Genomic DNA, 22,983 nt, shown 5'->3' with positions numbered 1-22,983 from the left:
TGGAATCGTTGCGTAGAGGGGCGAGCGGCATGGATGCCGCGAGATACCGATGGCGGCCCCGCTTAAAGGGCCAGGGATGGCCCTTGTAATCCGACCCTCGGAGCAGCGATGGAGCGAACGAACCCCGGCGCAGCAGGGCGGGGGCGCCTAGCTCGGATGGCGGGGGTGCGTTTCTTTTGCTTACTTTTCTTTGCGCTGGGCGGCAATCCGATTTCAAAGAAAAGTGAGTCGCCCGAGGGGGCGAAACAGGAGTTATCAGCTAAACGCCAATAAGCAGCTTGAACACCGAAAACCACCGAAATCAACACACAAACTTGCCAGTCCGGTATCAAAACCGACTCCCACAAAGACGCTCCACAGATGTCAACTCAGAAACGCCACCACCTGCTCAGCATCGAACGGCCAATCCAGCTCGGCACCCGTATCGCAACGACGCAGCACGGGAATGCGTAACCCATAACGCTCGACCATGGCTTCGTCCTCAGCGATGTCGATAAGCTCGACCAACAGACCATGCTCGACGAAGGGCATGAGCAGGCCTTCGGCCACCTCGCACAGGTGACAGCCCAGGGTTCCGAAGAGTTGGCATTCAGGCGTCATGAGCGCACCTCACTATCAGCAAGGTGCGCAGTTTAGCATCGACGCCGATCAGCTCGCGTCAGCGCCCTTGTCCGGCTGAGCGGCCAGCAGCGATTGCAAGCCGTCGATCAGGCTGCGATTGAGGTTGTCGGCCTTTTCCAGGCGCGGCGCATCGAAGCGCTCGTCGAGGGAGAAACCACCCTTGAGCAGATCCTTGAGCAGGCCACCGGCGTCCTTGCTCAGATCGCCAGCACTGCGCAGGGCATCGAGCAGGCCCTTGGCGTATTCCTGCAGATCCGTATTGGCGACGCTGGCGCCCTGCCCGGCCACCGCGCCGTAGGCATCGGACGCCTGACGCACCGTGGTCTGGGTCAGATGCAGGGACATCGAGGCCAGTTGCTCACCGTCCATGTTCAACGCCATAGCGCGATCGAAGGCACCGGACAGATCGCCGGTGTAGAACTTGTCGGACAGCTCCTGCACCTGGCCGAACAGCTTCTCCAGGGCCTTGACCTCGTCGTCGTCCAACTCGCCGTCCACTTCCACCTGCCAGCCACCGATCTGCAGGCTGCCGGATTCCTTGCTGGCGACCAGGGCAGAACCCTGGCCATCGCCGGCGGCGGAGAAGCTGCTCTTCGACCAGTTCGCCGAGGCCTGCGCCACCGAGATGCGCAGCTTGTCGCCATCGCGGGTGATCACCTGCAGGTCGAAGGTCTGTGCCTGGGCGGCGAAGCGCTGGCTCTGCCCGGCTACCGCGAAAGACTCAGGGGCAGGCGCAGTGGTGCCGCCGGCGAAGCGTTTGTCGAGATCGCCCAAGCCATCCTGGATACGCTTGTAGGTGTCGTCGACATCACTGGCCACCTGACCGGTCAAGGCGCCCATGCCGTCGAGAATCTTGCGCGCCTCGGCGAAGCCCTTTTCCACCCCTTCGCGCGCCTGCCCGAGCAGCTTTTCCAGCTTGGCCGGGTCGGCGCCGGCTGTGGCCTCGCTCTGCAAGCGCTGCTCGATGAAGCCCAGTACGCGCCCCGCCACCTTCTCCGGGGTGAAGTCCTCGCGCTTGCCGCCCAGCGCCCCGGATTGCAGACCAAGCTTGTCAGCCAGACGGTTGGCCAGCGTGGCCTGTGCATCGGCACTGGCCGCGCGCGCTGGCGCCTGATTGAGCTGACCGAGGCGTGAGGCGGAGGAGTTGAGTGAAGCCAGCGGGTTCATGGCGAGGTACTCAGGCAGAGGATATGCCGAGGCTAACGGCATGCCGAGCGCAGACTTTAGCTCGGCACGACGAATGGTCGCCTGCAGCCGGCCCTCACCACATCAGGTCATCGGGGATCTGATAGGCGGCGTAAGGATCGTCGGCATCCGGCGCTTCGACATGGGTGTTGAGCAGGACGATGCGCGACGGGTCACGCTCCTGGATCTTCAACGCCGCCTCGCGCGGAATCACCTCGTAGCCGCCACCATGACGGACGATGGCCAGCCAGCCGTTGGACAGCTTGTTGCGCATCATCGCGTTGACGGCCAGGCGCTTGACCTTCTTGTCGTCGACGAAGTTGTAGTAATCCTCGCCCTGCAGCTTGGGCAGGCGCGAGCGCTCGATCAGTTGTTTGACCTGCGCGGCACGGGCCTTCTGCTCGGCTTTTTCCTGCTGCTGGCGGTTCAGCTCCTGATCGCGTGCGGCCTTTTCCGCCTGGGCCTGCAGTGCGGCCTGGCGGGTAGAATCATCGACTTCCGCCTGGCCTTTCTTGGCCAGACGCTGTTGTTTCTGTTGCTGCTTGCCGGCCTGTTTGGCCTGTTTTTCATTGACCAGACCGGCTTTGAGTAGCTGGTCGCGCAGGGAAAGACCCATAGCTTAACGATCCCACACTTGATTCAGACCGGGCGGCGCCAGTGGCGCCACCATGAAAGGTGCCCAGCATAAGGGCTAAGACGCCAGGGCTCCAGCACCGTAGCCCGGATGCAATCCGGGAACCATGGCGCCATGCATTTCCCGGATTACATCCGGGCCATGCGGCTCAATGGCCAGGCGCCTGCTTCTCTTGCTTCTTCGCCTCACCCCAGAGCGTATCGAGCTCCTCCAGCGAGCAGCCTTCCATGCTGCGTCCAGCCTCCCGCACGCTGTGCTCGATGAAGCGAAAACGCCGCTCGAACTTGGCGTTGGCGGCGCGCAAGGCGGCTTCGGGGTCGACCTTGAGGTGACGCGCCAGATTGGTCACGACGAACAGCAGATCGCCTATCTCCTCGGCCACCGCCTCGGCGTCGTTCTCGCTCATGGCTTCGAGCACTTCGTCCAGCTCTTCGCGCACCTTGTCCACCACCGGCAGGGCTTCGGGCCAGTCGAAGCCGACCTGGGCGGCACGCTTCTGCAGCTTGGCAGCGCGGCTCAGGGCAGGCAGTGCGCTGGGCACGTCATCGAGCAGGGAAAGCTGCTCGGGGGCGGCGGCCTTCTCGGCACGCTCCTCGGCCTTGATCTCCTCCCAGCGCTGCTTGATCGCCGCTTCTTCCAGCTTGGCGGCATCCGGCGCGCCATACAGGTCGCCATCGGGGAATACATGGGGGTGGCGGCGCACCAGCTTGCGGGTAATGGCGTCGACCACCTGGGCAAAGTCGAAACGCCCCTCCTCCCGCGCCAACTGGCTGTAGTACACCACCTGGAACAGCAGGTCGCCCAGCTCGCCCGGCAGGTGCTCGAAATCGCTACGCTCGATGGCATCGGCGACTTCATAGGCCTCTTCCAGGGTGTAGGGCACGATGCTCGCGTAGCTCTGCTTGAGATCCCACGGGCAACCATGCTGCGGATCACGCAGGCGCGCCATCAGGTGCAGCAGATCGTCGAGTTGATACATGGAAAAGCTCCTGGGCTGCAAACTGCAAGCCTCAAGCTGCAAGTTAAAAGCTCATGCACTTTCTTGCAGCTTGCGGCTTGAAGCTTGCCGCTCAATTGGCACGCTGGCGGCGTGCCTCGATGATGTTGGGGAGCTGGCTGATGCGCGCGAGCAGGCGCCCAAGCGCGTCCAGGCCGGGAATCTCCACGGTGATGGACATGGTCGCGGTGTTGTCGTTCTTGTCCGAATGGGTATTGACCGCCAGCACGTTGAGCCGCTCGTTGAGCAGCACCTGAGTGACGTCACGCAGCAGGCCGGAACGGTCGTAGGCCTTGATGGCGATTTCCACCGGGTAGGTCTGCACCGGCACCGGCCCCCAGCTCACCTGGATCATCCGCTCCGGCTCGCGCCCGGCCTGCTGCAGCACGGTCGGGCAGTCCTGGCGGTGGATGGTGACGCCACGTCCCAGGGTGATGTAACCGACGATGGGATCCCCCGGCAGCGGCTGGCAGCAGCCGGCCATCTGCGTCAGCAGGTTGCCGACACCCTGGATCTGGATATCGCCACGCTTGCCTGGACGGTAACCCTGGGCCTTGCGCGGGATCAGCTCCAGTTGCTCGGTGTTGCGATCCGGCTCGCTCAGTTGCTGCGCCAGGTTGACCGCGTGGGCCAGGCGCACGTCGCCAGCGCCGAGGGCGGCAAACAGGTCTTCGGCGGTCTTCAGGTTGGCCTTTTCCGCCAGCTTGTCGAAATCCACACTGGGCAGCGCCAGGCGTGCCAGTTCGCGTTCGAGCAGTTGCTTGCCGGCGGCGACGTTCTGGTCGCGATCCTGCAGCTTGAACCAGTGGACGATCTTCGCCCGTGCGCGGCTGGTGGTGACATAGCCCAGGTTGGGGTTGAGCCAGTCGCGGCTCGGCGAGCCCTGTTTGCTGGTGATGATCTCCACCTGCTCGCCGGTCTGCAGGCTGTAGGTCAGCGGCACGATGCGCCCGTTGATCTTGGCGCCGCGGCAGCCATGACCGATCTCGGTGTGCACGCGGTAAGCGAAGTCCAGCGGCGTGGCGCCCTTGGGCAGGTCGATGGCATGGCCGTCCGGGGTGAACACGTAAACCCGGTCGGGCTCGATGTCGACACGCAGTTGCTCGGCCAGGCCACCGATATCACCCAGCTCCTCGTGCCACTCGATGACCTGGCGCAGCCAGGAAATCTTCTCTTCATAGTGGTTGGAGCCGGACTTGACGTCGGTGCCCTTGTAGCGCCAATGCGCGCACACGCCCAGCTCGGCTTCCTCGTGCATGGCGGTGGTGCGGATCTGCACTTCCAGCACCTTGCCTTCCGGGCCGAGCACGGCGGTGTGCAGCGAGCGGTAGCCGTTTTCCTTGGGGTTGGCGATGTAGTCGTCGAACTCCTTGGGAATGTGCCGCCACAGGGTGTGCACGATGCCCAGGGTGGTATAGCAGTCGCGCACCTCCGGCACCAGCACGCGCACCGCACGCACGTCGTAGATCTGGCTGAACTGCAGGCCCTTGCGCTGCATCTTGCGCCAGATCGAATAGATGTGCTTCGCCCGGCCACTGATGTCGGCCTTGATGCCGGTGGCTTCCAGCTCCTGACGCAGATGGGCCATGGCGTCGTTGATGTACTGCTCGCGATCCAGACGGCGCTCGTGCAGCAGCTTGGCGATCTGCTTGTACTGCTCCGGCTCCAGGTAGCGGAAGGACAGATCCTCCAGCTCCCACTTGATATGACCGATGCCCAGGCGGTGGGCCAGCGGTGCGTAGATGTCGAACACCTCGCGCGCCACGCGCTGGCGCTTGTCCTCGTCGGCTTCCTTGACCGCACGGATCGCACAGGTGCGCTCGGCCAGCTTGATCAGCGCCACGCGCACGTCATCGACCATGGCCACCAGCATCTTGCGCAGGTTCTCCACCTGGGTCTGCGAGCCCAGCACCACCGACTCGCGCGGGTTGACACTGGCGCTGATCGCCGCCATGCGCAGCACGCCCTCGATCAGCTTGGCCACCACCGCGCCGAAGCGCTGCTGTACCAGCGCCAGGGGAATACGTTCTTCACGCACGCCGCGATAGATCACCGCGGCGACCAGCGAGTCCTGGTCGAGCTTGAGATCGGCGAGAATTTCCGCGATGTCGAGGCCGGCGCTGAAGATCGACGCGCCCTCGCTCCAGTGATGCTGACCGGCGTTGGCCTGCTGCTCGGCCTCGCGGACGAATTCGCAAGCCTCCTTCAGCGCCTGGGCATCGAGCGCCGGGTCGATACGAACCATGTTCGCCACCCAGGCGTCGAGGTTGATGCTGCCGTCATCGTTGATCGGCTGGTGCGCTCTGACCTGAACCATCTTCTTACCTACCTTCCCTACGGTGCGCCAACACAACACCGAATAGTCGCCGGCCTTCTCCGAGCCGGTCGGTTTGACTGAAAGAATGCGCGTCCTGCACATCCCCGAACCACATACCGCTACATCTTCTCGAACAGCGCCATGGCTTCGACATGCGCCGTCTGCGGGAACATGTCGAGGATGCCGGCACGGCGCAGGCGATAGCCCTGCCTGACCAGTTCGGCGGCATCACGCGCCAGGGTGGTCGGGTTGCAGGATACATAGACCAGACGCCTGGCCGCCAAGGCCGAAATACCTCGTACCACTTCCAGTGCCCCATCACGCGGCGGGTCGAGCAGGATGGCATCGAAACCACCATCGGCCCAGGCCGCCTCGGCCAGGGGGCGAGCCAGATCGGCACGGAAAAATCGCACCTGCTCCAGACCTTGCCGCGCGGCATTGGTTGCAGCGCGCTCGACCATCGCCTCGACACCCTCCACCGCCACCACCTCGGCCCCCGCCTGGGCCAGGGGCAAGGCGAAGTTGCCCAGGCCACAGAACAGATCCAGCACCCGCTCGCCGGGCTGCACGTTCAACCAGTCTAGCGCCTGCGCCACCATCGCCTCGTTGATCATGGCATTGACCTGGACGAAATCCCCCGGCCGATAAGCCAGTTCCAACTGCCAACGCGACAAGGCGAAGCCCAGGGCTTGCGCCGGATCATCGGCCTGCGGCGCGCCGTCGCCCTGCAACCAGAGCTGCACCTGCTGCGCCGCGCAGAATTCGCGCAACAAGGCCAGATCCTCCGTGCTCAATGCTGCCGTATGGCGCAGCAACAGCGCCTGTTGCGTACCGCTGAACAGCTCGACATGGCCCAGCGCCTGGGGTTTGCTCAACTGTCGCAGCAAATCCGGTAACGCTTCGAGGAGGGTCTGCAAGGGCTGTACCAGCACCGGGCAGTGCTGGATATCGACGATGTCCTGGCTGGCCTCGGCGCGAAAGCCCACCTGCAGGTGACGGGCCTGGGCATCCCAGCGCACGGCGATGCGTGCCCGGCGCCGGTAGGCCAGTTCGGGGCCGACCAACGGCGCCGCCCAGTCATCGGGCTGCACGCCGCCCAGGCGACTCAGTTGCTCGCTCAGGGTGCGTTGCTTGAGGGCGAGTTGCTCGGCATGAGGCATGTGCTGCAAGGTGCAGCCGCCACAGCGCCCGGCGTGGGCACAGAGCGGCGCACGCCGCTGCGGGCTGGCCTGCAGGATACGTTCGGCACGCGCCTCCACCGTCTGGCTGCGCGCCGACAATACGCGCGCCTCGACCCGCTCACCAGCCAGAGCACCGCTGACGAACCAGGTGCGCCCACCCTCGAAGGCGATGCCACGGCCATCGCCGGCCTGCCGCTCGATCTGCAGTGGCTGCTTCTTGCCCACCGGCAGGGCCTGTGCGCGGCTGCCACCACTGGGCTGGAAGCGCAGGCCCGAATTGCGCCTGGCCATCAGTGCGCCGGATCTTGGTAGACGCCGGTGGACAGGTAACGGTCGCCACGGTCGCAGATGATCGCCACCATCACCGCGTTCTCCACCTGCTGCGACAGGCGCAGCATGGCCGCCACCGAACCGCCGGACGACACGCCACAGAAGATGCCTTCCTCCCGCGCCAGACGGCGCATGACCCGCTCGGCCTCGTCCTGGCCCATGTCCATCACCTGGTCGACGCGCTCGGCCTGGTAGATCTTCGGCAGGTACTCCTGCGGCCAGCGACGGATGCCGGGAATGGCCGCGCCCTCCTGCGGCTGCAGGCCGACGATCTGGATGGCCGGGTTCTGCTCCTTGAGGTAGCGCGAGGTGCCCATGATGGTGCCGGTGGTGCCCATGGAGCTGATGAAATGAGTGATGCTGCCGCCCGTCTGCCGCCAGATCTCCGGGCCGGTGCCACTGTAGTGGGCCTCGGGGTTGTCGCCATTGGCGAACTGGTCGAGCACCTTGCCACGGCCCTCGGCCTGCAGGCGCTCGGCCAGGTCACGGGCGCCTTCCATGCCCTCTTCCTTGCTGACCAGGATCAGCTCGGCGCCATAGGCGGTCATCGCCCACTTGCGCTCGGCGGTGGAGTTGTCGGGCATGATCAGGATCATCTTGTAACCCTTGATCGCCGCCGCCATGGCCAGGGCGATGCCAGTGTTGCCGCTGGTGGCTTCGATCAGGGTGTCGCCGGGCTGGATATCGCCACGCAACTCGGCGCGGTTGATCATCGACAACGCCGGGCGATCCTTGACCGAGCCGGCCGGGTTGTTGCCTTCCAGCTTCACCAGCAGCGTATTACTGGTGTCAGCGCCCAAGCGTTGCAGACGAACCAGAGGGGTGTTGCCGATGCAGTCGGCAATGGTGGGGAATTGCAGGGTCATGGGTCGCTCGAATCCGGACTGACGCGAAGGGGCGTCATGATACGCCGAACCCGTCGCTTCATCACGCCATGATCGGTTGCAAGCCGTGAAGCGACCCCGACCCGATGACCTGACCACCCGGCAGACGCCGGGGTGGCCATGGCCCAGGCTGGCGATCAGAAGTTCTGCGTCAGGCCAAAGACGTAGCGCCTGCCGTCGAGGTTGTAGGCGTAGTCGTCGTCGGTGGTGACTGCCTTGTTGCTGAGGTTGTACACACCGAACTTCAGGCTCAGGTCGCGAGTCGGTTTGTACACCAGGCCGACGTCGACGAAGGTGTAGGACGGGTAGGTCACACCGTTGCTGGACGCGCCACTGGTGCCGGTCTGCCAGCGGCCGGAGGTCTCGCCGCGGTAGTTGAGTTGCGTCCAGAGGTTCAACTGCTGCGTCGCCTGCCAGTCCAGCGAGGCGTTGAACATGTGCTTGGCCATGTCGTTGAGCGGCTCGCCCTTGTACTGGCCAGACTTCTGCTCGGTGCTGGTGTAGGTGTAGCTGTGGCGGTACACCAGGTTGTCGAGAATCTGGTAATCCAGGGTGAATTCGACGCCATGGAGCTGCGCTTCATCGACGTTCTCGTAGGCGGTATAGCCGTACTGATGCGCCGGGTAGGTGGCGCCGTTGTAGACGCAGGGCTGGTTCTGCGCACAGATGCGGCCGGTACGGTTGATCTTGTCCTTGAAGTCGGTCTGGTAGAGCGTCAGGGTGCTGTTGATACCCAGATCGAAGTTCTCGTAGCCAATGCCGATTTCGCGGTTGAGGCTGGTTTCCGGGGTCAGCTCGGGGTTGCCGATGATCACCCCGCCACGGGAGGTGGCGCCGAAGTCGGTAGCGGCCTGCCGCAGGCTGGGCGCCTTGTAGCCGGAGGTCACCCCGCCCTTGAGGGTGAAGTTCTGGTTGAGGTGATAGACGGCATAGACCTTGGGGCTGACCTGGCTGCCGAACGCCTCGTTGTCGTCATAGCGGGCGCTGAGGGTCAGCGCCAGGTCGTCGGTCAGGCTCCAGTTGTCCTCGAGAAAGAGCGAGTTCTGGTAGCGATCCATCTCCACCACCGCGTCGGCAACCGCTACCACCGGCGGGCGCAGGCCGCTGCTGGCGCCGTCCGTGAGTTCTTCGTACTTGTGCGTCAGGCCGCCGGTCAGGGCATGGTCGCCGAGGAAGTAGGTCGCCTGGGTATTGGCGGTCAGCACCTTGAACTCGATGCCGTTGCCGGTATTGGCATTGACCCGGGTCGGGTTCTCCGAGCTGTCGTAGTTGACGTAACTGTCCAGCAGCAGATTGTCGTAACGCCCCTCGTGGGTGATGGCGTAGGTCTTGAGGATGGATTCGTTGAAGCTGGGCTCTTCGCTCGCCGCGAGGCTCTTGCCTGGATGAGCCCAACGGCGCTGCAGCGCCTCGTTGTAGTTGAGGGTGACCAGGTTCTGCGCGTCGATGTTCCAGCCCAGCTTGCCGCCCAGATTGCTTCTTCTGTAACGGGGGTCGGAGGCTGCGCTGTCATCGCCGCCCTGGAAGTGGCTTTCGTCCTGATGCAGGAAGGAGCCGTTGAGCTGCAACGCCAGCACATCCTCGATCAGCGGCGCATTGAGGTAGGCGCTGGTCTGGTAGCCGTCCTCGTTCACCTGGTTGGCGCCGTCGGCCATGCTGTATTCGGCGGTGACGCTACCAGCGAACTCGTTGCGAATCTTCTTGGTGATGATGTTGACCACCCCGCCCATGGCATCGGAGCCGTACAGGGACGAAGCCGGGCCGCGAATGACTTCGATGCGCTCGATCGCCTCGATGGGCGGCAGGAAGTTGATCGGCGTGCCGGCCTGGGTGCCATTGAGGCCGAAAGCATCGTTGCCCTGCAGCGGCCGACCATCGATGAGCAGCAAGGTGTAGCCGGCGGTCATGCCACGAATCTGGATCGAGCGCTCCACACCGCCGCCGGCAACCTGCACACCTGCGACGTTCTTCAGCGCGTCGGTGACATCGGTGTACGAGCGCTTCTGCAATTCTTCGGCGGAGATGACGGTGATGGTCGCCGGGGCATCCTTGACGCTCTGCTCGAAGCCGGTGGCGCTGACCACCAGCGTGCCAAGCTGCAGTTGCTCGGATGCCTCGTGGGCCCCCGCCGCACAGGCCAGTGAGGCCAGCGTGACCGCCAGTGCGCTCTTGTTGAAACCGGGCCGAGGCGCTGCTGCGAGGCGTCGCGGGATGAATGACATGTGGATGGCTCCCTGTGATCGAATGGTCGGCGTGTTGCCAGCGGCCGTCCTGCACAGGCATTGGCGCCCTGCACTCCCCGTGGATCTTGGCTACGCTGGCTGACCCATCTCGACGCCCTGCTTCCACGCCCGCCGCAACCGGCGGAAAAAAAACGGGTGGGCGATAGCCGAGATGGAGCGAGAGGGCCGTGGCAGCTTCGCCGATGGTCAAAGGCCCATCGCCAATGCGCATCCGGCGAGAAGGAGTACCACGTGCTGCCAGCCCTCTCGGGTCAGGCGCAAATAGTATTTATTGTCATTTGAGAGTAAATCGAATTTACGATCTATACACTTTGCACGCGCAGCTTGAGCCGCAAACCGGGTGTGGCGTTCTCCGCCCACAGCTCACCGCCCTGAGTCACGATCATGCTGCGTGCGATGGCCAGGCCCAGACCGAAGCCATCGCCGCCCGGGCGCGCCGCGCTGAGCCGAGTGAAGGGGCGGAAGATGGTTTCCAGCTCGCCTTCTGCCACACCCGGCCCCTGGTCTTCGATCCATAGCAGCCATTGCCCGCCCTCACGCCGGCCGGCCAGGCGCACCACGCCACCCGTTGGCGAATGACGAATGGCATTGCGCAGGATGTTTTCCAGCGCCTGCGCCAGGCCATTGAGATGGCCCAGCACCCGGCAGTCGGCCGGCAGGTCGCAGGGCATGCGCTCGACGGGCCAGCCGGCCTCGAAGCCGGCGTTTTCCCGCAACACGTCCCAGAGCCTGACGACGTCCACCTCTTCCAGCGGCAGGCTGGGCCTTTCGGTGTCCAGCCAGACCAGTTCCAGCGCGTCGCCGACCAGTTTTTCCATCTCCTGCACTTCACGCGCCAGGCGCTGGCGCAGGGCCTCGACGTCCTGCTCACTCTCCCCTGCCACGCGCAAGCGAGCCAGCGGCGTGCGCAGTTCGTGGGAGAGATCCCGCAGCAGTTGGCGCTGGAAGGCCACCGTCCCCTCCAGGCGCTCGGCCATGTGATCGAAGGTACGCGCCAGCTCGCCGAGTTCATCGCGTCGCCGCTTCATCTTCGGCCCCAGACGCGCCGAGAGATCACCGGCGCTGAGGGCTGCCGCCTGGCGCTGCAGACTGGCCAAGGGGGCGATCAGCACGCGGTACAGCACCAGGCCGAACAGCACCGCCAGCAGCGCCGGCAGCACGCGCTGCAACAACAGGTTCCACAGCTCGCTGTAGCGTCGCGGATCGAGGTGCCTGGGTAGCTCCAGCACCAGGCGCCCCTGGCCGTCGCTGAAAGGGATATGGAAAGTGGGCGTGCCACCCGGGCGCCCCACGGAGAAGCCGAGGCTGCGCACGAAGTCCAGTCGCTGGCGCTCCGCCTGCGTCAGTGGTGTCGAGGACAGCGAGGCCTTGTCGGCATCCACCACCACCGCCCAGACCGACTCCTGTGCTCGCAGCCGCTGCAGGAAGGCATCGACACCTGGGGCACCATCCTGGCGCCAGGCCGTCTCGGCCTGCTGGGCGTAGCCACGCAGTGCCTGCCGAGTCGATGGAGTCAGATAGGAGGAGGCCTCCAGCAGAAGACGCCCGAGGTCGACATACAGGCTGGCCAACAGCAGGCAGAACAATGCCAGCGCCCCGGTCAGGCGCCACAGCAGCGAATGTCGATGGGGCAGCCTCAAGCGCCCACCTGCACCAGCATGTAGCCCTTGCCCCAGACCGTCTCCACCCGCGCCGCAGCGTAGCCGGCGGCCTGCAGTTTGCGACGGATGTGGCTGACGTGCATGTCCAGGCTGCGGTCATGCTGCGAGTAGGCGCGGCGCAGCGCCTGCTGATAGAGGAAGGCCTTGCTCAATACCTCGTCCTGGTGCCGCCAGAGCAACTCCAGCACTCGGTATTCACTGGGCGTCAAACCGACCCAGCGGGCGCCATGAACCACGTCGCTGCGGCTCTCGTCGAACTGCAGATCACCCTCTTCGCCGTCGGGCAATTGCTCGCGCCGCTCGTAGGCGACGCGACGCAGGATGGCCTCCACGCGCACGCTCAGCTCACCCAGGCTGAAGGGTTTGGGCAGGTAATCGTCGGCGCCCTGGCTGAAACCGGCGATGCGGTTCTGCTCGTCGCCCAGCGCTGACATCAGCAGCACCGGCACGCTGCGCCGCTGGCGCAAACGCTGCAGAACCTCGAGGCCGTCGATGCCGGGCAGCAGAATGTCCATCAGGATCAGGTCGAAGTCTTCACGCTCGGCCATTTGCAAGCCCTCGTCGCCATCATGGCTCAAGGTCACCGCAAAGCCTCGACCGCTCAGGTGAGCATGCAAATGGCTGGCAAGCAGGGGGTCATCCTCGACCGCCAGAATACGAGCCGGAGTGGTGGAAGGGATCATCATGATGAGAAAACCAGGCGGGTACTAATGAGAACCATTCTAACCGCTAACGCAGCAGCGCTCATCTACAGATTCCACCGCGCTGAATCGCTACACTGCGCGCATGTGAAGAAGGAGGAATCCCGTGTTCAAGGATCTAGGCATCAAGGGCCGCGTGCTGCTGCTCACCCTGCTCCCCACCAGCCTGCTGGCCCTGGTGCTGGGCAGCTATTTCACCTGGGTGCAGCTATCCGGCTTGCAGGCGCAGTTGCAGCAGCGCGGCGAGATGCTGGTGGAACACCTGGCGCCCCTGGCCGCCCCGGCGCTGGAACAACAGGATGCGCAGAAGCTCGAACGCATCGCTCGCCAGGCTCTGGAGCACCCGGATGTACGCGCCGTCGGCTTTCTCACCCCGCAGCGCACGCCCCTGGCGCATGCCGGGCCAAGCATGCTCAACCCTTCGCCGGCCAACGAAACCGGCCTCAGCCGCCTCAGCGGCCAGGACGCCACGCGCTTCTTGCTGCCGGTCTACGACCGCTACCTGGAACTCAAGCGCGAGCTCGACGAAAGCCGCAACGTGCAATTGCTCGGCTGGGTGGAATTGGAACTGTCGCACCAGGGCACCCTGCTCAGTGGCTATCGCAGCCTGTTCGCCAGCCTGCTGCTGATCGTCGGTGGCCTCGCCGTCACCGCCCTGCTCGCCTTGCGCATGAGCCGCAGCATCAACGAGCCGCTGCTGGCCATCAAAGCCGGGGTCGCCCAGCTCAAGGACGGCCATCTGGAAACTCGCCTGCCACCTTTGGGCAGCCACGAGATGGATGAGCTGGCCTCTGGCATCAACCGCATGGCCGAATCCCTGCAGAACGCCCAGGAAGAGCTGCAGCACAGCATCGAGCAGGCCACCGAAGACGTACGGCAGAACCTGGAAACCATCGAGATCCAGAACATCGAACTGGACTTCGCGCGCAAGGAAGCTCTGGAAGCCAGCCGGATCAAGTCCGAATTCCTTGCCAACATGAGCCATGAGATCCGCACCCCGCTCAATGGCATCCTCGGCTTCACCAACCTGTTGCAGAAGAGCGAACTCAGCCCACGCCAGCAGGACTACCTGTCGACCATCGAAAAATCCGCCGACAGCCTGTTGGGCATCATCAACGAGGTGCTCGACTTCTCCAAGATCGAGGCCGGCAAGCTGGTGCTCGAATCCATTCCCTTCAACCTGCGTGACCTGCTGCAGGACACCCTCACCATCCTCGCCCCGGCCGCCCACGAAAAGCGTCTGGAACTGGTCAGCCTGATCTACCGCGACACCCCGCTGGCGCTACGCGGCGACCCGCTGCGGCTCAAGCAGGTGCTGACCAACCTGGTGAGCAACGCGATCAAGTTCACCCACGAGGGCACCATCGTCATCCGCGCCATGGTCGAGGACGAAAGCCCGGACAGCGCACAACTGCGCATCAGCGTGATGGACACCGGCATCGGCCTCTCCGATGAAGACCTGCGCTCGCTGTTCCAGGCCTTCAGCCAGGCCGATAACTCCCTGAGCCGACAAACCGGCGGCACCGGCCTCGGCCTGGTCATCTCCAAACGCCTGATCGAGCAGATGGGCGGCGAGATCGGCGTGGACAGCACCCCGGGCGAAGGCTCGGAATTCTGGGTCACCCTGAGCCTGCCCAAAGCCCGTGACGACGCTGATGACCTGCCGCGCGCACCGCTGCAGGGGCGCCGCGTGGCCGTGCTGGAAGAGCACGAGCTGGCGCGCCAGGCCCTGGCCCATCAACTGGAAGACTGCGGCCTGGAGGTGGAAAGCTTCGGCAACCTGGACAGCCTGCTCGACGCCGTGACCAGCCAGCAGCACCGCGAGCAGCCAATCTGCCTGGCGGTACTGGGCCTGACCGTTGCGCAGGTTGCCCCTGGCAAACTGGCCGGGCACATCCACGACCTCGAACAGCTCGGCTGCAAGGCCCTGGTGCTGTGCCCCACCACCGAGCTGGGGCAGTACCACGACGCCCTGCCCGATGCCCACAGGCAATTGCAGGCCAAGCCGCCGCGTACCCGGCAACTACACAAGACCCTGATGGACATGCTCTGCCCGCAACGGCAGATCAACGAAAGCATCTCCAGCCCCGGCAGCAGTCGCCAGCCCCACGTGCTGTGCGTCGACGACAATCCGGCCAACCTGCTGCTGGTGCAGACCCTGCTCGAGCACCTCGGCGCTCAGGTATGCGCCGTGGACAGCGGCCATGCCGCACTGGAAACCCTCCAGCAAAGGAGCTTCGACCTGGTCTTCATGGACGTGCAGATGCCCGGCATGGACGGCCGCCAGACCACCGAGGCGATCCGCCAGTGGGAAACCACCCACAGTCAGCCGCCGACCCCCATCATCGCCCTTACCGCCCATGCCCTGGCCAATGAGAAACGCAGCCTGCTGCAAAGCGGCATGGACGACTACCTGACCAAGCCCATCAGCGAACGCCAGCTATCCCAGGTGGTGCTCAAGTGGACCGGGCTGTCACTGCGCAACCAGAACCTGAGCAAGGCACCCGAGCCGCTACCCTCGCCGACCCGCCAACCGAAAGTGCTGGATGCCGAAGAGGGGCTGCGCCTGGCAGCCGGCAAGGCCGACCTGGCGGCCGACATGCTGAGCATGCTGCTGGCCGGCCTACCCGGTGACCGTCAGGCCATCGCCCAGGCACGCGCGGCCGGCGAACGCACCGCACTGATCGAACGGGTGCACCGCCTGCACGGCGCCACCCGTTACTGCGGCGTACCGCAACTGCGCGCAGCCTGCCAGCGCAGCGAAACCCTGCTCAAGCAGGATGACCCCGAAGCCCAGCAGGCGCTGGACGAGCTGGACGCTGCCATCCTCCGTCTCAGTGAAGTCGCGGCGGCGACGCCCGGTGGCACGTCACGCGGTGAGACGCCAGCCGGCGCGTGATAGCATGCCGGCTGATCCGGAGGACCCATGGCCGAACACGATTTCCGTTACACCCTGCTCAACCCGCAACACACCCTCACCGAATGCCGCGCCCTGGCACCAGGGCGCTACCAGGTCACCGGCAACGGTGGCTCGATCCAGGCCGACGACGTTCTGCTGGTCACCCTCAAGGGCAGCCGCGACCTGCACATGCGCCTGACCGTGGAGAAGGTTCGCCATCTGATCAACCCACCCGGCCAGTGGCTGGCGGTGTGCAAAGGGCCACAGTTCAAGGAACTGGCCATCCATAGCTGGCAGGTCGACTGCGACGCCTGCGGCAAGCGCCTGGACTTCGAGTTCGCCGTCGATGCCGCCCTCGGCACGGCCGCGCAAGCGCCAGCCGCCCAGGCCCGTATCACCGAGCTGGGCTGGCGCCAGGACGACCAGCGCCATCTTTGCCCCACCTGCCAGGAGAAGTGATACACATGCGCCACACCGCTCTACCCCTTGCCCTGCTCGCAGCCACCCTGGCCGGCTGTGCCAGCGACACCCCAAGCCTGCAGACCGAACACAGCTACAGCGTGGAATGGATCGGCGCCCGCCCGCTGATCGACCGAAGCCACCTGACCATCACCTTCGCCGCCGATGGCCGCGCCCATGGCAATGCCGGCTGCAACCACTGGTTCGCCGGTTACAGCCTGCAGGACGATGCCATCCGCTTCGATACCCCAGGCAGTACGCGCAAGCTGTGCGCACCAGCCTTGATGGAGCAGGAGCGGCGCTTCCTCGATGCGCTCAGCCAGGTGCGCCGCTGGGATTTCAACGCCCTCGGCCAGTTGCAACTCTGGCCTAACGAAGGCAAGCCGATCCGCCTGTCGGGGCAATGATTCAATGGCGAGCGGGCGCCAGGCTCTCTATACTCCTGCGCCCGTTTTACCCTTGAGGAACCGCACCATGGCCAGCCATCTCGACCACCACCTCGCCCTGCTCAAGCACCTGCGCGACATCCTCGTCGCCCTGGGCGAAGCCGAACAGGTGCTCGACGACAGCCACGCCCTGTTCCTCGAGCGCTACGACGAACTGCTTGCCGAGCTGCCACGCGACCCGGTTTCCAGCCAGTACCTGGGCCAGGATCTGCTCAGCCAGGTCTTCCACCGTTACCCGCAGATCGCCCATCTGGTGCCACGCGACCTGCTGTGGTTCTTTGGCGGTGACTGTCTGCACTTCATGCCGGACGAAGAGATCGCCCTGTACCAAGCTTTGGATGAACGCCGCTTCGAGGCAGAACAGAACGACGAACCCTTCGATTGGAACCTGGAAAAACAACTGCTGGCCCTGCCCACCGACGGCGCCAAGCACTGAGCCACCGACCTGAACCCCTCGGTCAGAATGTCGCAGGCGCAAGCGATGACAGCCGAGGCATTTCATGCATAAATACCCCCACCAGTATTTATGAGGTTCGCCCATGCGCCCGTTTCTGCTCACAGCCCTGCTCACCTGCACCGCCGCACAGGCTGCCACGCCCTGGCAAGACGAGGCGGCCGCGCAGATCCCGCCATTCGCCGAGCAGTTGCTCGGCACCGTGCGCCAGGCCATCGCCGAGGGTGGGCCGACGGCCGCCGTGCAGGCCTGCCAGGCACTGGCGCCGCAGATTGCCGACGAGCACAGTCAGCACGCCTGGCAGGTGGGCCGCACCTCGCTCAAGGTACGCAACCCGGACAATGCGCCTGATGCCTGGGAGCGAACCGTACTGGAACGCTTCGCCAGCGCGGCCAAGGCCGGCACGCCAATAAAAGAACTACGCCATGGCGAAGAGGTCGACGGCCAGTACCGCTACATGCAGGCCATCGCCGTGGGCGAGCCCTGCCTGGCCTGCCACGGCACGGCGATCAAAGCAGAGGTGCAAGCGGCCATTGACCAGTACTATCCGCAGGATCAGGCCCGCGGCTATCAGCTCGGCGAACTGCGCGGCGCTTTCACCCTCAGTCGCCCCATTGCACAGGAAACACCATGACGGACAACACCGATCTGCGCGCCCGCATGCTCGAACAGCAGCAAGCGATGCTCAAACGCCTGGCCCGGGTAGAGGGCCAGATTAGAGGCATCCAGGCGATGATCAAACGTGGCGAGGATTGCGCCGCCATCGCCCAGCAGTTCTCGGCGGCGCGCAGCGCGCTGGACAAGTCCTACCGCCTGATGCTCACCTGCCTGATCGAAGAGGCCATGCTCGACCCCGAGCAGAACCCTGAAGACTCCCTGCAACGCGTGCGCGAAATCTTCACCAAGTACACCTGACCCCTTGCGGCGTGCCGTTCGCGCACGCCCGATCCATGCCTGTGCCTGACGAGGCAGAGGGTTATGGCGACGTCGAGCAAGACCACTCCCTCTTATTCCACATCGAACTATGCATAGAACCAAAAAAACAATTAAGCTCAAGCTTAATTGAATACTCCCACGGGTATATGAGAGGAGCGCCGTCATGCACGCCGATGTCAAAGAATTCTTCGACCCTGCCACCTACACCTACAGCTACGTCGTCATCGATCCCGCCACGCAGCACTGCGCCATTGTCGACTCGGTGCTGGATTACGACCCCGCCTCCGGGCGCACCTCGCACGCCAGCGCCGAGCGCATCGTCGCCTACGTCAAGCAACGCGGCCTGCACGTCGATTGGCTGCTGGAAACTCACGTACATGCCGATCACCTGTCCGCCGCGCCTTACCTCAAGCGTGAGCTGGGCGGCAAGCTGGGCATCGGTGAGCACATCACCGTGGTGCAGAGCACCTTCGGCAAACTGTTCAACGCCGGCAGCGAGTTCGCCACCGATGGCAGTCAGTTCGACCACCTGTTCCACGATGGCGATACCTTCCGCATTGGCGAGCTGCACGCCAGAGCCATTCACACCCCAGGCCATACCCCGGCCTGTATGACCTACCTGATCGGCGACGCCGGTTTCGTCGGCGATACCCTGTTCATGCCCGACTACGGCACCGCACGCTGCGACTTCCCCGGCGGCGACGCGCACGTCCTCTACCAGTCGATCCAGCGACTCTTCACCCTGCCCGGCGAAACCCGCCTGTTCATGTGCCATGACTACAAGGCGCCAGGCCGCGACGATTACCGCTACCAGACCACGGTCGCCGAGGAGCGCGCGCACAACGTGCACGTGCACCAGGGCATCGATGAAGCGAGCTTCGTCGCCATGCGCCATGAACGCGACGCCACCCTGGGCATGCCCACCCTGATCCTGCCCTCGGTTCAGGTCAACATGCGCGCCGGGCAACTGCCACCGGCCGAAGACAACGGCACTCGTTATCTGAAGATTCCCCTCGACGTGCTCTGAGGTCATCGCCATGGACTCGCTCAAGCGCCTGACCCCGTTCATCGCAGTGGCCGCGCAGTTGCAGCCGGCAGACATGGGTACATTGGCCGCCGCCGGTTTTCGCAGCGTGATCAACAATCGCCCCGACGGTGAGGGGGAAGGCCAGCCCAGCTCGGCAGAGATGGCCGCCGCCGCCCAAGCCAGCGGCCTGGAGTACTACTACCTGCCGGTGGTGTCCGGGCAGATCAGCGATGAAGACGTCAGCGCCTTCAACGCCCTGCTGGCTCAGGCTCGTGGCCCGCTGCTGGCTTACTGCCGCACCGGTACGCGCTCCACCAGCCTGTGGGCGTTGAGCGAAGCCCATCATCTTGACCCACAGGTACTGCTGAGCAGCGCTGGCGCACAAGGCTACGACCTCAGCGGCCTGGCTCCGCGCCTGCAACAACGCTGGCAGCAGGCGCCGCTCACCCAGGCACAAGCCAGCAGCGCACCGACGCAACGCTATGACGTGGTGGTGGTCGGCGGCGGCGCGGCTGGCTGCGCAGTAACCGCCAGCCTGCTCAAACGCAACGCCGAACTGCGTATCGCGGTGATCGAACCTCGCGAGCAACACTATTACCAGCCGGGCTGGACATTGGTGGGCGCCGGCGTCTTCGACCGTGCCCGCACCGAACGGCCGATGGCGCGCTGCATACCGCACGGCGCGCACTGGATTCATGCCGCCGTGGCCGGCTTCGAGCCGGAGCAGCAGCGCGTGGTGCTGGAAGATGGCAACCGGATCCACTACCGCGCCCTGATCGTATGCCCCGGTCTGAGCCTGCACTGGGACGGCGTCGAAGGCCTCAAGGAAACTCTCGGCAAACACGGCGTAACGTCCAATTATCAGTTCGAGCTGGCGCCCTACACCTGGCAACTGGTGCAGAACCTGCGCCAGGGACGCGCGCTGTTCACCCAGCCGCCCATGCCGATCAAATGCGCCGGCGCACCGCAGAAGGCCCTCTACCTGTCCTGCGACTGGTGGCTGAAGCAAGGCGTGCTGCCGCAAATCGATGTCGAGTTCTGTTCAGCCGGCGCCGTGCTGTTCGGCGTGCCCACCTTCGTGCCACCGCTGATGCAGTACGTCGAACGTTATGGCGCACGGCTCAACTTCAACACCAACCTGATCGCCGTCGATGGCCCGGCGCAGCGTGCCTGGTTCAAGCAGACCGATGCCAGCGGCGCAAGCAAGACCATCGAGGAACCTTTCGACATGCTGCACGCCGTGCCCCCGCAACGACCGCCGGCGTTCATCCGTCAGAGCCCGCTGGCCGGAGCCGACGGCTGGGTCGAGGCCGATCACGAAACCCTGCGTCACCCGCGCTTTGGCAACGTCTTCAGCCTCGGCGACGTGTGCGCCGCCCCCAACGCCAAGACTGCCGCAGCGGTGCGCAAGCAGGCCCCGGTGGTGGCCGAGAACGTCCTCGCCGTGTTGGCCGGCAAGGGCCCGCAAGCGATCTACGATGGTTATGGCTCCTGCCCCCTGACCGTCGAACGAGGCAAGGTGGTGCTGGCCGAGTTCGGCTATGGCGGCAAGCTGCAGCCCACCTTCCCTCTGGATCCGGCGGTGCCACGGCGCCTGGCCTGGGATCTCAAGGTGCGGATGATGCCGAGCATCTACTTCGATCTTATGCTGCGCGGCCGTGAATGGCTGGCCGAGCCCAAGCATCTGCCTCATGAGCCACTGGCGGTGGAGGCCCCCGCCGCCTGTGACTTCGACAAGGAGCAGAAATGAAATTGAGTCACTGGCTGCCCTGCCTGGACTGGGGCCGACGCTATGATCGCAGCAGCGCGGCGCAGGATGGCCTCGCCGCGCTGATCGTCACCCTGATGCTGATTCCACAGAGCCTGGCCTACGCCATGCTCGCCGGCCTGCCGCCGGTAACCGGCCTGTACGCCAGCATCCTGCCGCTGCTGGCCTATGCCCTGTTCGGCTCCAGCCGCACCCTGGCCGTCGGCCCGGTGGCGGTGGTGTCGCTGATGACCGCCGCTACCCTGGCACCGCTGTTCCCTGCTGGCAGTGCGCAATACGTCGGCGCGGCCATGCTTCTGGCGCTGCTGTCCGGCACGCTGCTGACGGCCATGGCCATGCTGCGCCTGGGCTTTCTCGCCAACTTCCTCAGCCATCCGGTGGTGTCCGGTTTCATCAGCGCCTCGGGCATTCTCATCGCCTTTGGCCAGCTCAAGCATCTGCTCGGTGTCTCGGCTTCCGGGGAGAACCTGCCGCACCTGCTGCCACAACTCTTCCAGGCACTGCCGGATACGCACGGGCCGACCCTGCTTATCGGCGTGCTCAGCCTGGCCTGGCTATGGTGGGCCAGAGTCCGGCTCAAACCGCTGCTGCAAGGCCTTGGCCTGTCGCCACAACTGGCGGGCAACCTGGCCAAGGCCGGGCCGGTGCTGGCGATCATCGTGGCCATTGCCGCTGTCGCCCTGCTGCAACTGGAGCAAGCCGGGGTCAAGGTAGTCGGTGTGGTGCCCCAAGGCCTGCCGGGGCTGACCCTGCCCACACTGGATCTGCACCTGGCTGTGCAACTGCTGCCGGCGGCGCTGCTGATCAGCCTGGTGGGGTTTGTCGAATCGGTATCGGTCGGCCAGACCCTGGCGGCCAAGCGCCGCCAGCGCATCGCGCCGGACAACGAACTGTTCGGCCTTGGCGCCGCCAATATCAGCGCGGCCTTCAGCGGCGGCTTTCCGGTCACCGGTGGCTTCGCCCGCTCGGTGGTCAATTACGATGCCGGCGCGCAGACGCCCATGGCTGGCGTGTTCACCGCCCTGGGCATCGGTGTCAGCGTAATGTTGCTGACACCCCTGCTGCACGACCTGCCGCAAGCCGTACTGGCCGCCACCATCATCGTCGCCGTGCTCAGCCTGGTCGACCTCAAGTCACTCCGGCATACCTGGCGCTATTCACGCCAGGACGGCGCCGCACAAGTCGCCACGCTGCTCGGCGTGCTGCTGATCGGCGTCGAGGCCGGCATCCTGCTCGGCGTCGGCCTGTCGCTGCTGCTGTTTCTCTGGCGCACCAGCCAGCCGCATATCGCCGTGGTCGGCCAGGTGCCGGGCAGCGAGCACTTTCGCAACGTCGAGCGCTTCGCCGTGATCGAGTCCCCCAGCGTGCTGTCGCTGCGCGTCGACGAAAGCCTGTACTTCCCCAATGCCCGCTACCTGGAAGAGCGCATCGGTGAGCTGGTGGCCAACCGACCGCAGGTGCGCCATCTGGTGCTGATGTGCTCGGGGGTCAACCTGATCGATGCCAGCGCCCTGGATTCGCTACACGCCATCGCCGAGCGCCTGCATGCAGCCGGTGTGCAACTGCACCTGTCCGAGGTCAAGGGCCCGGTGATGGATCAGTTGCGCCGCTCCGACTTCCTGCAGGCCTTCGGCGGCCAGGTGTTCATCAGCCAGTTCGAGGCACTCAGGCAGCTCGCTCCAGCGCCCGGTTCTCAACCACAGCCCCTGCAAGGAAATCCCCATGAAAAGCGCTCATGATCTGGTGCTCGCCGCCAAGGCCCGTATCGCTGAAGTCGATCTGCAACAGGCCGCAGCGGCCATCCGCAACGCCGACCTGCTGATCGACGTGCGTGAAGCGGACGAATACGCCAGCGCGCACATTCCCGGGGCCGTCAACATTCCCCGCGGGCTGCTGGAATTCAAGCTGAGCAACGATCCGCAACTGACCGACCGCACGCTCAAGCTGGTGCTCTATTGCAAGACCAGCGGCCGCTCGGCCCTGGCAGCCGACGCGCTAAGGGAAATGGGTTACCGCAACGTACTTTCCCTGGCCGGTGGCATCGAGGCCTGGCAAGCGGCCGGCCGGGAGTTGCTCACCCCCACACTGCCGGCCTTCGACTGAGCCCCATGGCACTTCGATGCAGGAATCTTCCGGCTAATCGCCGTTGTCCTGACCTGCATCAATTTCTGCACCTGTATACCCCCACGAGTACCCAGTAACATTAGGACACACCCACTCTGCCGGCACCCCCGAGTCAG

20 protein-coding genes are annotated in these 22,983 nt (G+C 64.9%); 10 read left to right on the top strand and 10 right to left on the bottom strand.

What is annotated here, in order from left to right; all coding sequences use genetic code 11:
* Positions 1 to 363: 363 nt before the first annotated feature.
* The 10 genes from ACSVIK_RS23000 to ACSVIK_RS22955 all read right to left on the bottom strand — a co-directional run bounded on the left by ACSVIK_RS23000 (position 364) and on the right by ACSVIK_RS22955 (position 12,739).
* On the bottom strand, positions 364 to 600 hold the full coding sequence (locus tag ACSVIK_RS23000) for a glutaredoxin family protein (RefSeq protein WP_442446469.1): 237 nt from the start codon (positions 598 to 600) through the stop codon (positions 364 to 366).
* Positions 601 to 648: 48 nt separating this feature from the next.
* Entirely contained in the window at positions 649 to 1,788 is a 1,140-nt protein-coding gene (locus tag ACSVIK_RS22995; protein ID WP_442446468.1) for a DUF5610 domain-containing protein, read from the bottom strand.
* Between the two features lie 94 nt (positions 1,789 to 1,882).
* Positions 1,883 to 2,422: a DUF2058 domain-containing protein gene (locus ACSVIK_RS22990; protein WP_268183451.1), complete on the bottom strand. Its 540-nt coding sequence runs from the start codon at positions 2,420 to 2,422 to the stop codon at positions 1,883 to 1,885.
* A 166-nt stretch (positions 2,423 to 2,588) separates the two neighbouring features.
* A complete protein-coding gene (gene mazG, locus ACSVIK_RS22985; RefSeq protein ID WP_442446467.1) occupies positions 2,589 to 3,419 on the bottom strand; it encodes a nucleoside triphosphate pyrophosphohydrolase in 831 nt (276 codons plus the stop codon).
* A 91-nt stretch (positions 3,420 to 3,510) separates the two neighbouring features.
* On the bottom strand, positions 3,511 to 5,754 hold the full coding sequence (relA, locus tag ACSVIK_RS22980) for a GTP diphosphokinase (RefSeq protein ID WP_442446466.1): 2,244 nt from the start codon (positions 5,752 to 5,754) through the stop codon (positions 3,511 to 3,513).
* Positions 5,755 to 5,873: 119 nt separating this feature from the next.
* Complete coding sequence (gene rlmD / locus ACSVIK_RS22975) at positions 5,874 to 7,226, bottom strand: 23S rRNA (uracil(1939)-C(5))-methyltransferase RlmD (protein ID WP_442446465.1); 1,353 nt, start codon at positions 7,224 to 7,226, stop codon at positions 5,874 to 5,876.
* Positions 7,226 to 8,131 carry a cysteine synthase CysM gene (gene cysM, locus ACSVIK_RS22970; protein WP_442446464.1) on the bottom strand — a complete coding sequence of 302 codons (906 nt, stop codon included), beginning with the start codon at positions 8,129 to 8,131 and terminating at the stop codon, positions 7,226 to 7,228. The genes rlmD and cysM overlap by 1 nt, the downstream gene beginning before the upstream one ends.
* Before the next feature lie 155 nt (positions 8,132 to 8,286).
* Positions 8,287 to 10,371, bottom strand: coding sequence for a TonB-dependent receptor domain-containing protein (locus tag ACSVIK_RS22965; RefSeq protein ID WP_442446463.1), 2,085 nt, complete (start codon positions 10,369 to 10,371; stop codon positions 8,287 to 8,289).
* A 323-nt stretch (positions 10,372 to 10,694) separates the two neighbouring features.
* Positions 10,695 to 12,032 (bottom strand): histidine kinase sensor domain-containing protein, encoded by a 1,338-nt coding sequence (locus ACSVIK_RS22960; RefSeq protein ID WP_442446462.1) that lies wholly within the window; start codon positions 12,030 to 12,032, stop codon positions 10,695 to 10,697.
* The gene (locus ACSVIK_RS22955) at positions 12,029 to 12,739 is read right to left on the bottom strand and encodes a response regulator transcription factor (RefSeq protein ID WP_442446461.1); all 711 of its coding nucleotides are present in this window, start codon (positions 12,737 to 12,739) and stop codon (positions 12,029 to 12,031) included. The genes ACSVIK_RS22960 and ACSVIK_RS22955 overlap by 4 nt, the downstream gene beginning before the upstream one ends.
* 121 nt (positions 12,740 to 12,860) lie before the next feature.
* On the opposite strand from ACSVIK_RS22955, the gene ACSVIK_RS22950 reads away from it, so the two are divergent.
* The 10 genes from ACSVIK_RS22950 (at position 12,861) to ACSVIK_RS22905 (ending at position 22,846) form a co-directional block, all read left to right on the top strand.
* Positions 12,861 to 15,653, top strand: coding sequence for a response regulator (locus tag ACSVIK_RS22950; protein WP_442446460.1), 2,793 nt, complete (start codon positions 12,861 to 12,863; stop codon positions 15,651 to 15,653).
* Positions 15,654 to 15,680: 27 nt separating this feature from the next.
* Entirely contained in the window at positions 15,681 to 16,112 is a 432-nt protein-coding gene (locus ACSVIK_RS22945; protein ID WP_442446459.1) for a hypothetical protein, read from the top strand.
* A 5-nt stretch (positions 16,113 to 16,117) separates the two neighbouring features.
* On the top strand, positions 16,118 to 16,519 hold the full coding sequence (locus ACSVIK_RS22940; RefSeq protein WP_442446458.1) for an META domain-containing protein: 402 nt from the start codon (positions 16,118 to 16,120) through the stop codon (positions 16,517 to 16,519).
* 67 nt (positions 16,520 to 16,586) lie between these two features.
* Positions 16,587 to 16,994 (top strand): PA2817 family protein, encoded by a 408-nt coding sequence (locus tag ACSVIK_RS22935; RefSeq protein ID WP_442446457.1) that lies wholly within the window; start codon positions 16,587 to 16,589, stop codon positions 16,992 to 16,994.
* Positions 16,995 to 17,097: 103 nt separating this feature from the next.
* Complete coding sequence (locus ACSVIK_RS22930; protein ID WP_442446456.1) at positions 17,098 to 17,646, top strand: Tll0287-like domain-containing protein; 549 nt, start codon at positions 17,098 to 17,100, stop codon at positions 17,644 to 17,646.
* A complete protein-coding gene (locus ACSVIK_RS22925) occupies positions 17,643 to 17,927 on the top strand; it encodes a metal-sensing transcriptional repressor (protein ID WP_268183432.1) in 285 nt (94 codons plus the stop codon). The genes ACSVIK_RS22930 and ACSVIK_RS22925 overlap by 4 nt, the downstream gene beginning before the upstream one ends.
* Positions 17,928 to 18,111: 184 nt before the next feature.
* Complete coding sequence (locus ACSVIK_RS22920) at positions 18,112 to 18,975, top strand: MBL fold metallo-hydrolase (protein WP_442446455.1); 864 nt, start codon at positions 18,112 to 18,114, stop codon at positions 18,973 to 18,975.
* 10 nt (positions 18,976 to 18,985) lie between these two features.
* Complete coding sequence (locus ACSVIK_RS22915) at positions 18,986 to 20,725, top strand: TIGR01244 family sulfur transferase (protein ID WP_442446454.1); 1,740 nt, start codon at positions 18,986 to 18,988, stop codon at positions 20,723 to 20,725.
* Positions 20,722 to 22,482 (top strand): SulP family inorganic anion transporter, encoded by a 1,761-nt coding sequence (locus ACSVIK_RS22910; RefSeq protein WP_442446453.1) that lies wholly within the window; start codon positions 20,722 to 20,724, stop codon positions 22,480 to 22,482. Before ACSVIK_RS22915 ends, ACSVIK_RS22910 begins: the two co-directional genes overlap by 4 nt.
* Positions 22,466 to 22,846: a rhodanese-like domain-containing protein gene (locus ACSVIK_RS22905; RefSeq protein ID WP_442446452.1), complete on the top strand. Its 381-nt coding sequence runs from the start codon at positions 22,466 to 22,468 to the stop codon at positions 22,844 to 22,846. Before ACSVIK_RS22910 ends, ACSVIK_RS22905 begins: the two co-directional genes overlap by 17 nt.
* Positions 22,847 to 22,983 lie beyond the last annotated feature (137 nt).

The organism is Pseudomonas sp. NCHU5216 (assembly GCF_052156495.1).
Taxonomy (GTDB): Bacteria; Pseudomonadota; Gammaproteobacteria; order Pseudomonadales; family Pseudomonadaceae; genus Aquipseudomonas.
This window is presented reverse-complemented; position numbering and strand designations above follow the sequence as displayed.

Excerpts from the sequence above, each read along its gene's own strand:
- ACSVIK_RS23000 (WP_442446469.1), bottom strand. The coding sequence starts at position 600 with ATGACGCCTGAATGCCAACTCTTCGGAACCCTGGGCTGTCACCTGTGC.
- ACSVIK_RS22995 (WP_442446468.1), bottom strand. The coding sequence starts at position 1,788 with ATGAACCCGCTGGCTTCACTCAACTCCTCCGCCTCACGCCTCGGTCAG.
- ACSVIK_RS22990 (WP_268183451.1), bottom strand. The coding sequence starts at position 2,422 with ATGGGTCTTTCCCTGCGCGACCAGCTACTCAAAGCCGGTCTGGTCAAT.
- mazG (WP_442446467.1), bottom strand. The coding sequence starts at position 3,419 with ATGTATCAACTCGACGATCTGCTGCACCTGATGGCGCGCCTGCGTGAT.
- relA (WP_442446466.1), bottom strand. The coding sequence starts at position 5,754 with ATGGTTCAGGTCAGAGCGCACCAGCCGATCAACGATGACGGCAGCATC.
- rlmD (WP_442446465.1), bottom strand. The coding sequence starts at position 7,226 with ATGGCCAGGCGCAATTCGGGCCTGCGCTTCCAGCCCAGTGGTGGCAGC.
- cysM (WP_442446464.1), bottom strand. The coding sequence starts at position 8,131 with ATGACCCTGCAATTCCCCACCATTGCCGACTGCATCGGCAACACCCCT.
- ACSVIK_RS22965 (WP_442446463.1), bottom strand. The coding sequence starts at position 10,371 with ATGTCATTCATCCCGCGACGCCTCGCAGCAGCGCCTCGGCCCGGTTTC.
- ACSVIK_RS22955 (WP_442446461.1), bottom strand. The coding sequence starts at position 12,739 with ATGATGATCCCTTCCACCACTCCGGCTCGTATTCTGGCGGTCGAGGAT.
- ACSVIK_RS22945 (WP_442446459.1), top strand. The coding sequence starts at position 15,681 with ATGGCCGAACACGATTTCCGTTACACCCTGCTCAACCCGCAACACACC.
- ACSVIK_RS22940 (WP_442446458.1), top strand. The coding sequence starts at position 16,118 with ATGCGCCACACCGCTCTACCCCTTGCCCTGCTCGCAGCCACCCTGGCC.
- ACSVIK_RS22935 (WP_442446457.1), top strand. The coding sequence starts at position 16,587 with ATGGCCAGCCATCTCGACCACCACCTCGCCCTGCTCAAGCACCTGCGC.
- ACSVIK_RS22930 (WP_442446456.1), top strand. The coding sequence starts at position 17,098 with ATGCGCCCGTTTCTGCTCACAGCCCTGCTCACCTGCACCGCCGCACAG.
- ACSVIK_RS22925 (WP_268183432.1), top strand. The coding sequence starts at position 17,643 with ATGACGGACAACACCGATCTGCGCGCCCGCATGCTCGAACAGCAGCAA.
- ACSVIK_RS22920 (WP_442446455.1), top strand. The coding sequence starts at position 18,112 with ATGCACGCCGATGTCAAAGAATTCTTCGACCCTGCCACCTACACCTAC.
- ACSVIK_RS22915 (WP_442446454.1), top strand. The coding sequence starts at position 18,986 with ATGGACTCGCTCAAGCGCCTGACCCCGTTCATCGCAGTGGCCGCGCAG.
- ACSVIK_RS22910 (WP_442446453.1), top strand. The coding sequence starts at position 20,722 with ATGAAATTGAGTCACTGGCTGCCCTGCCTGGACTGGGGCCGACGCTAT.
- ACSVIK_RS22905 (WP_442446452.1), top strand. The coding sequence starts at position 22,466 with ATGAAAAGCGCTCATGATCTGGTGCTCGCCGCCAAGGCCCGTATCGCT.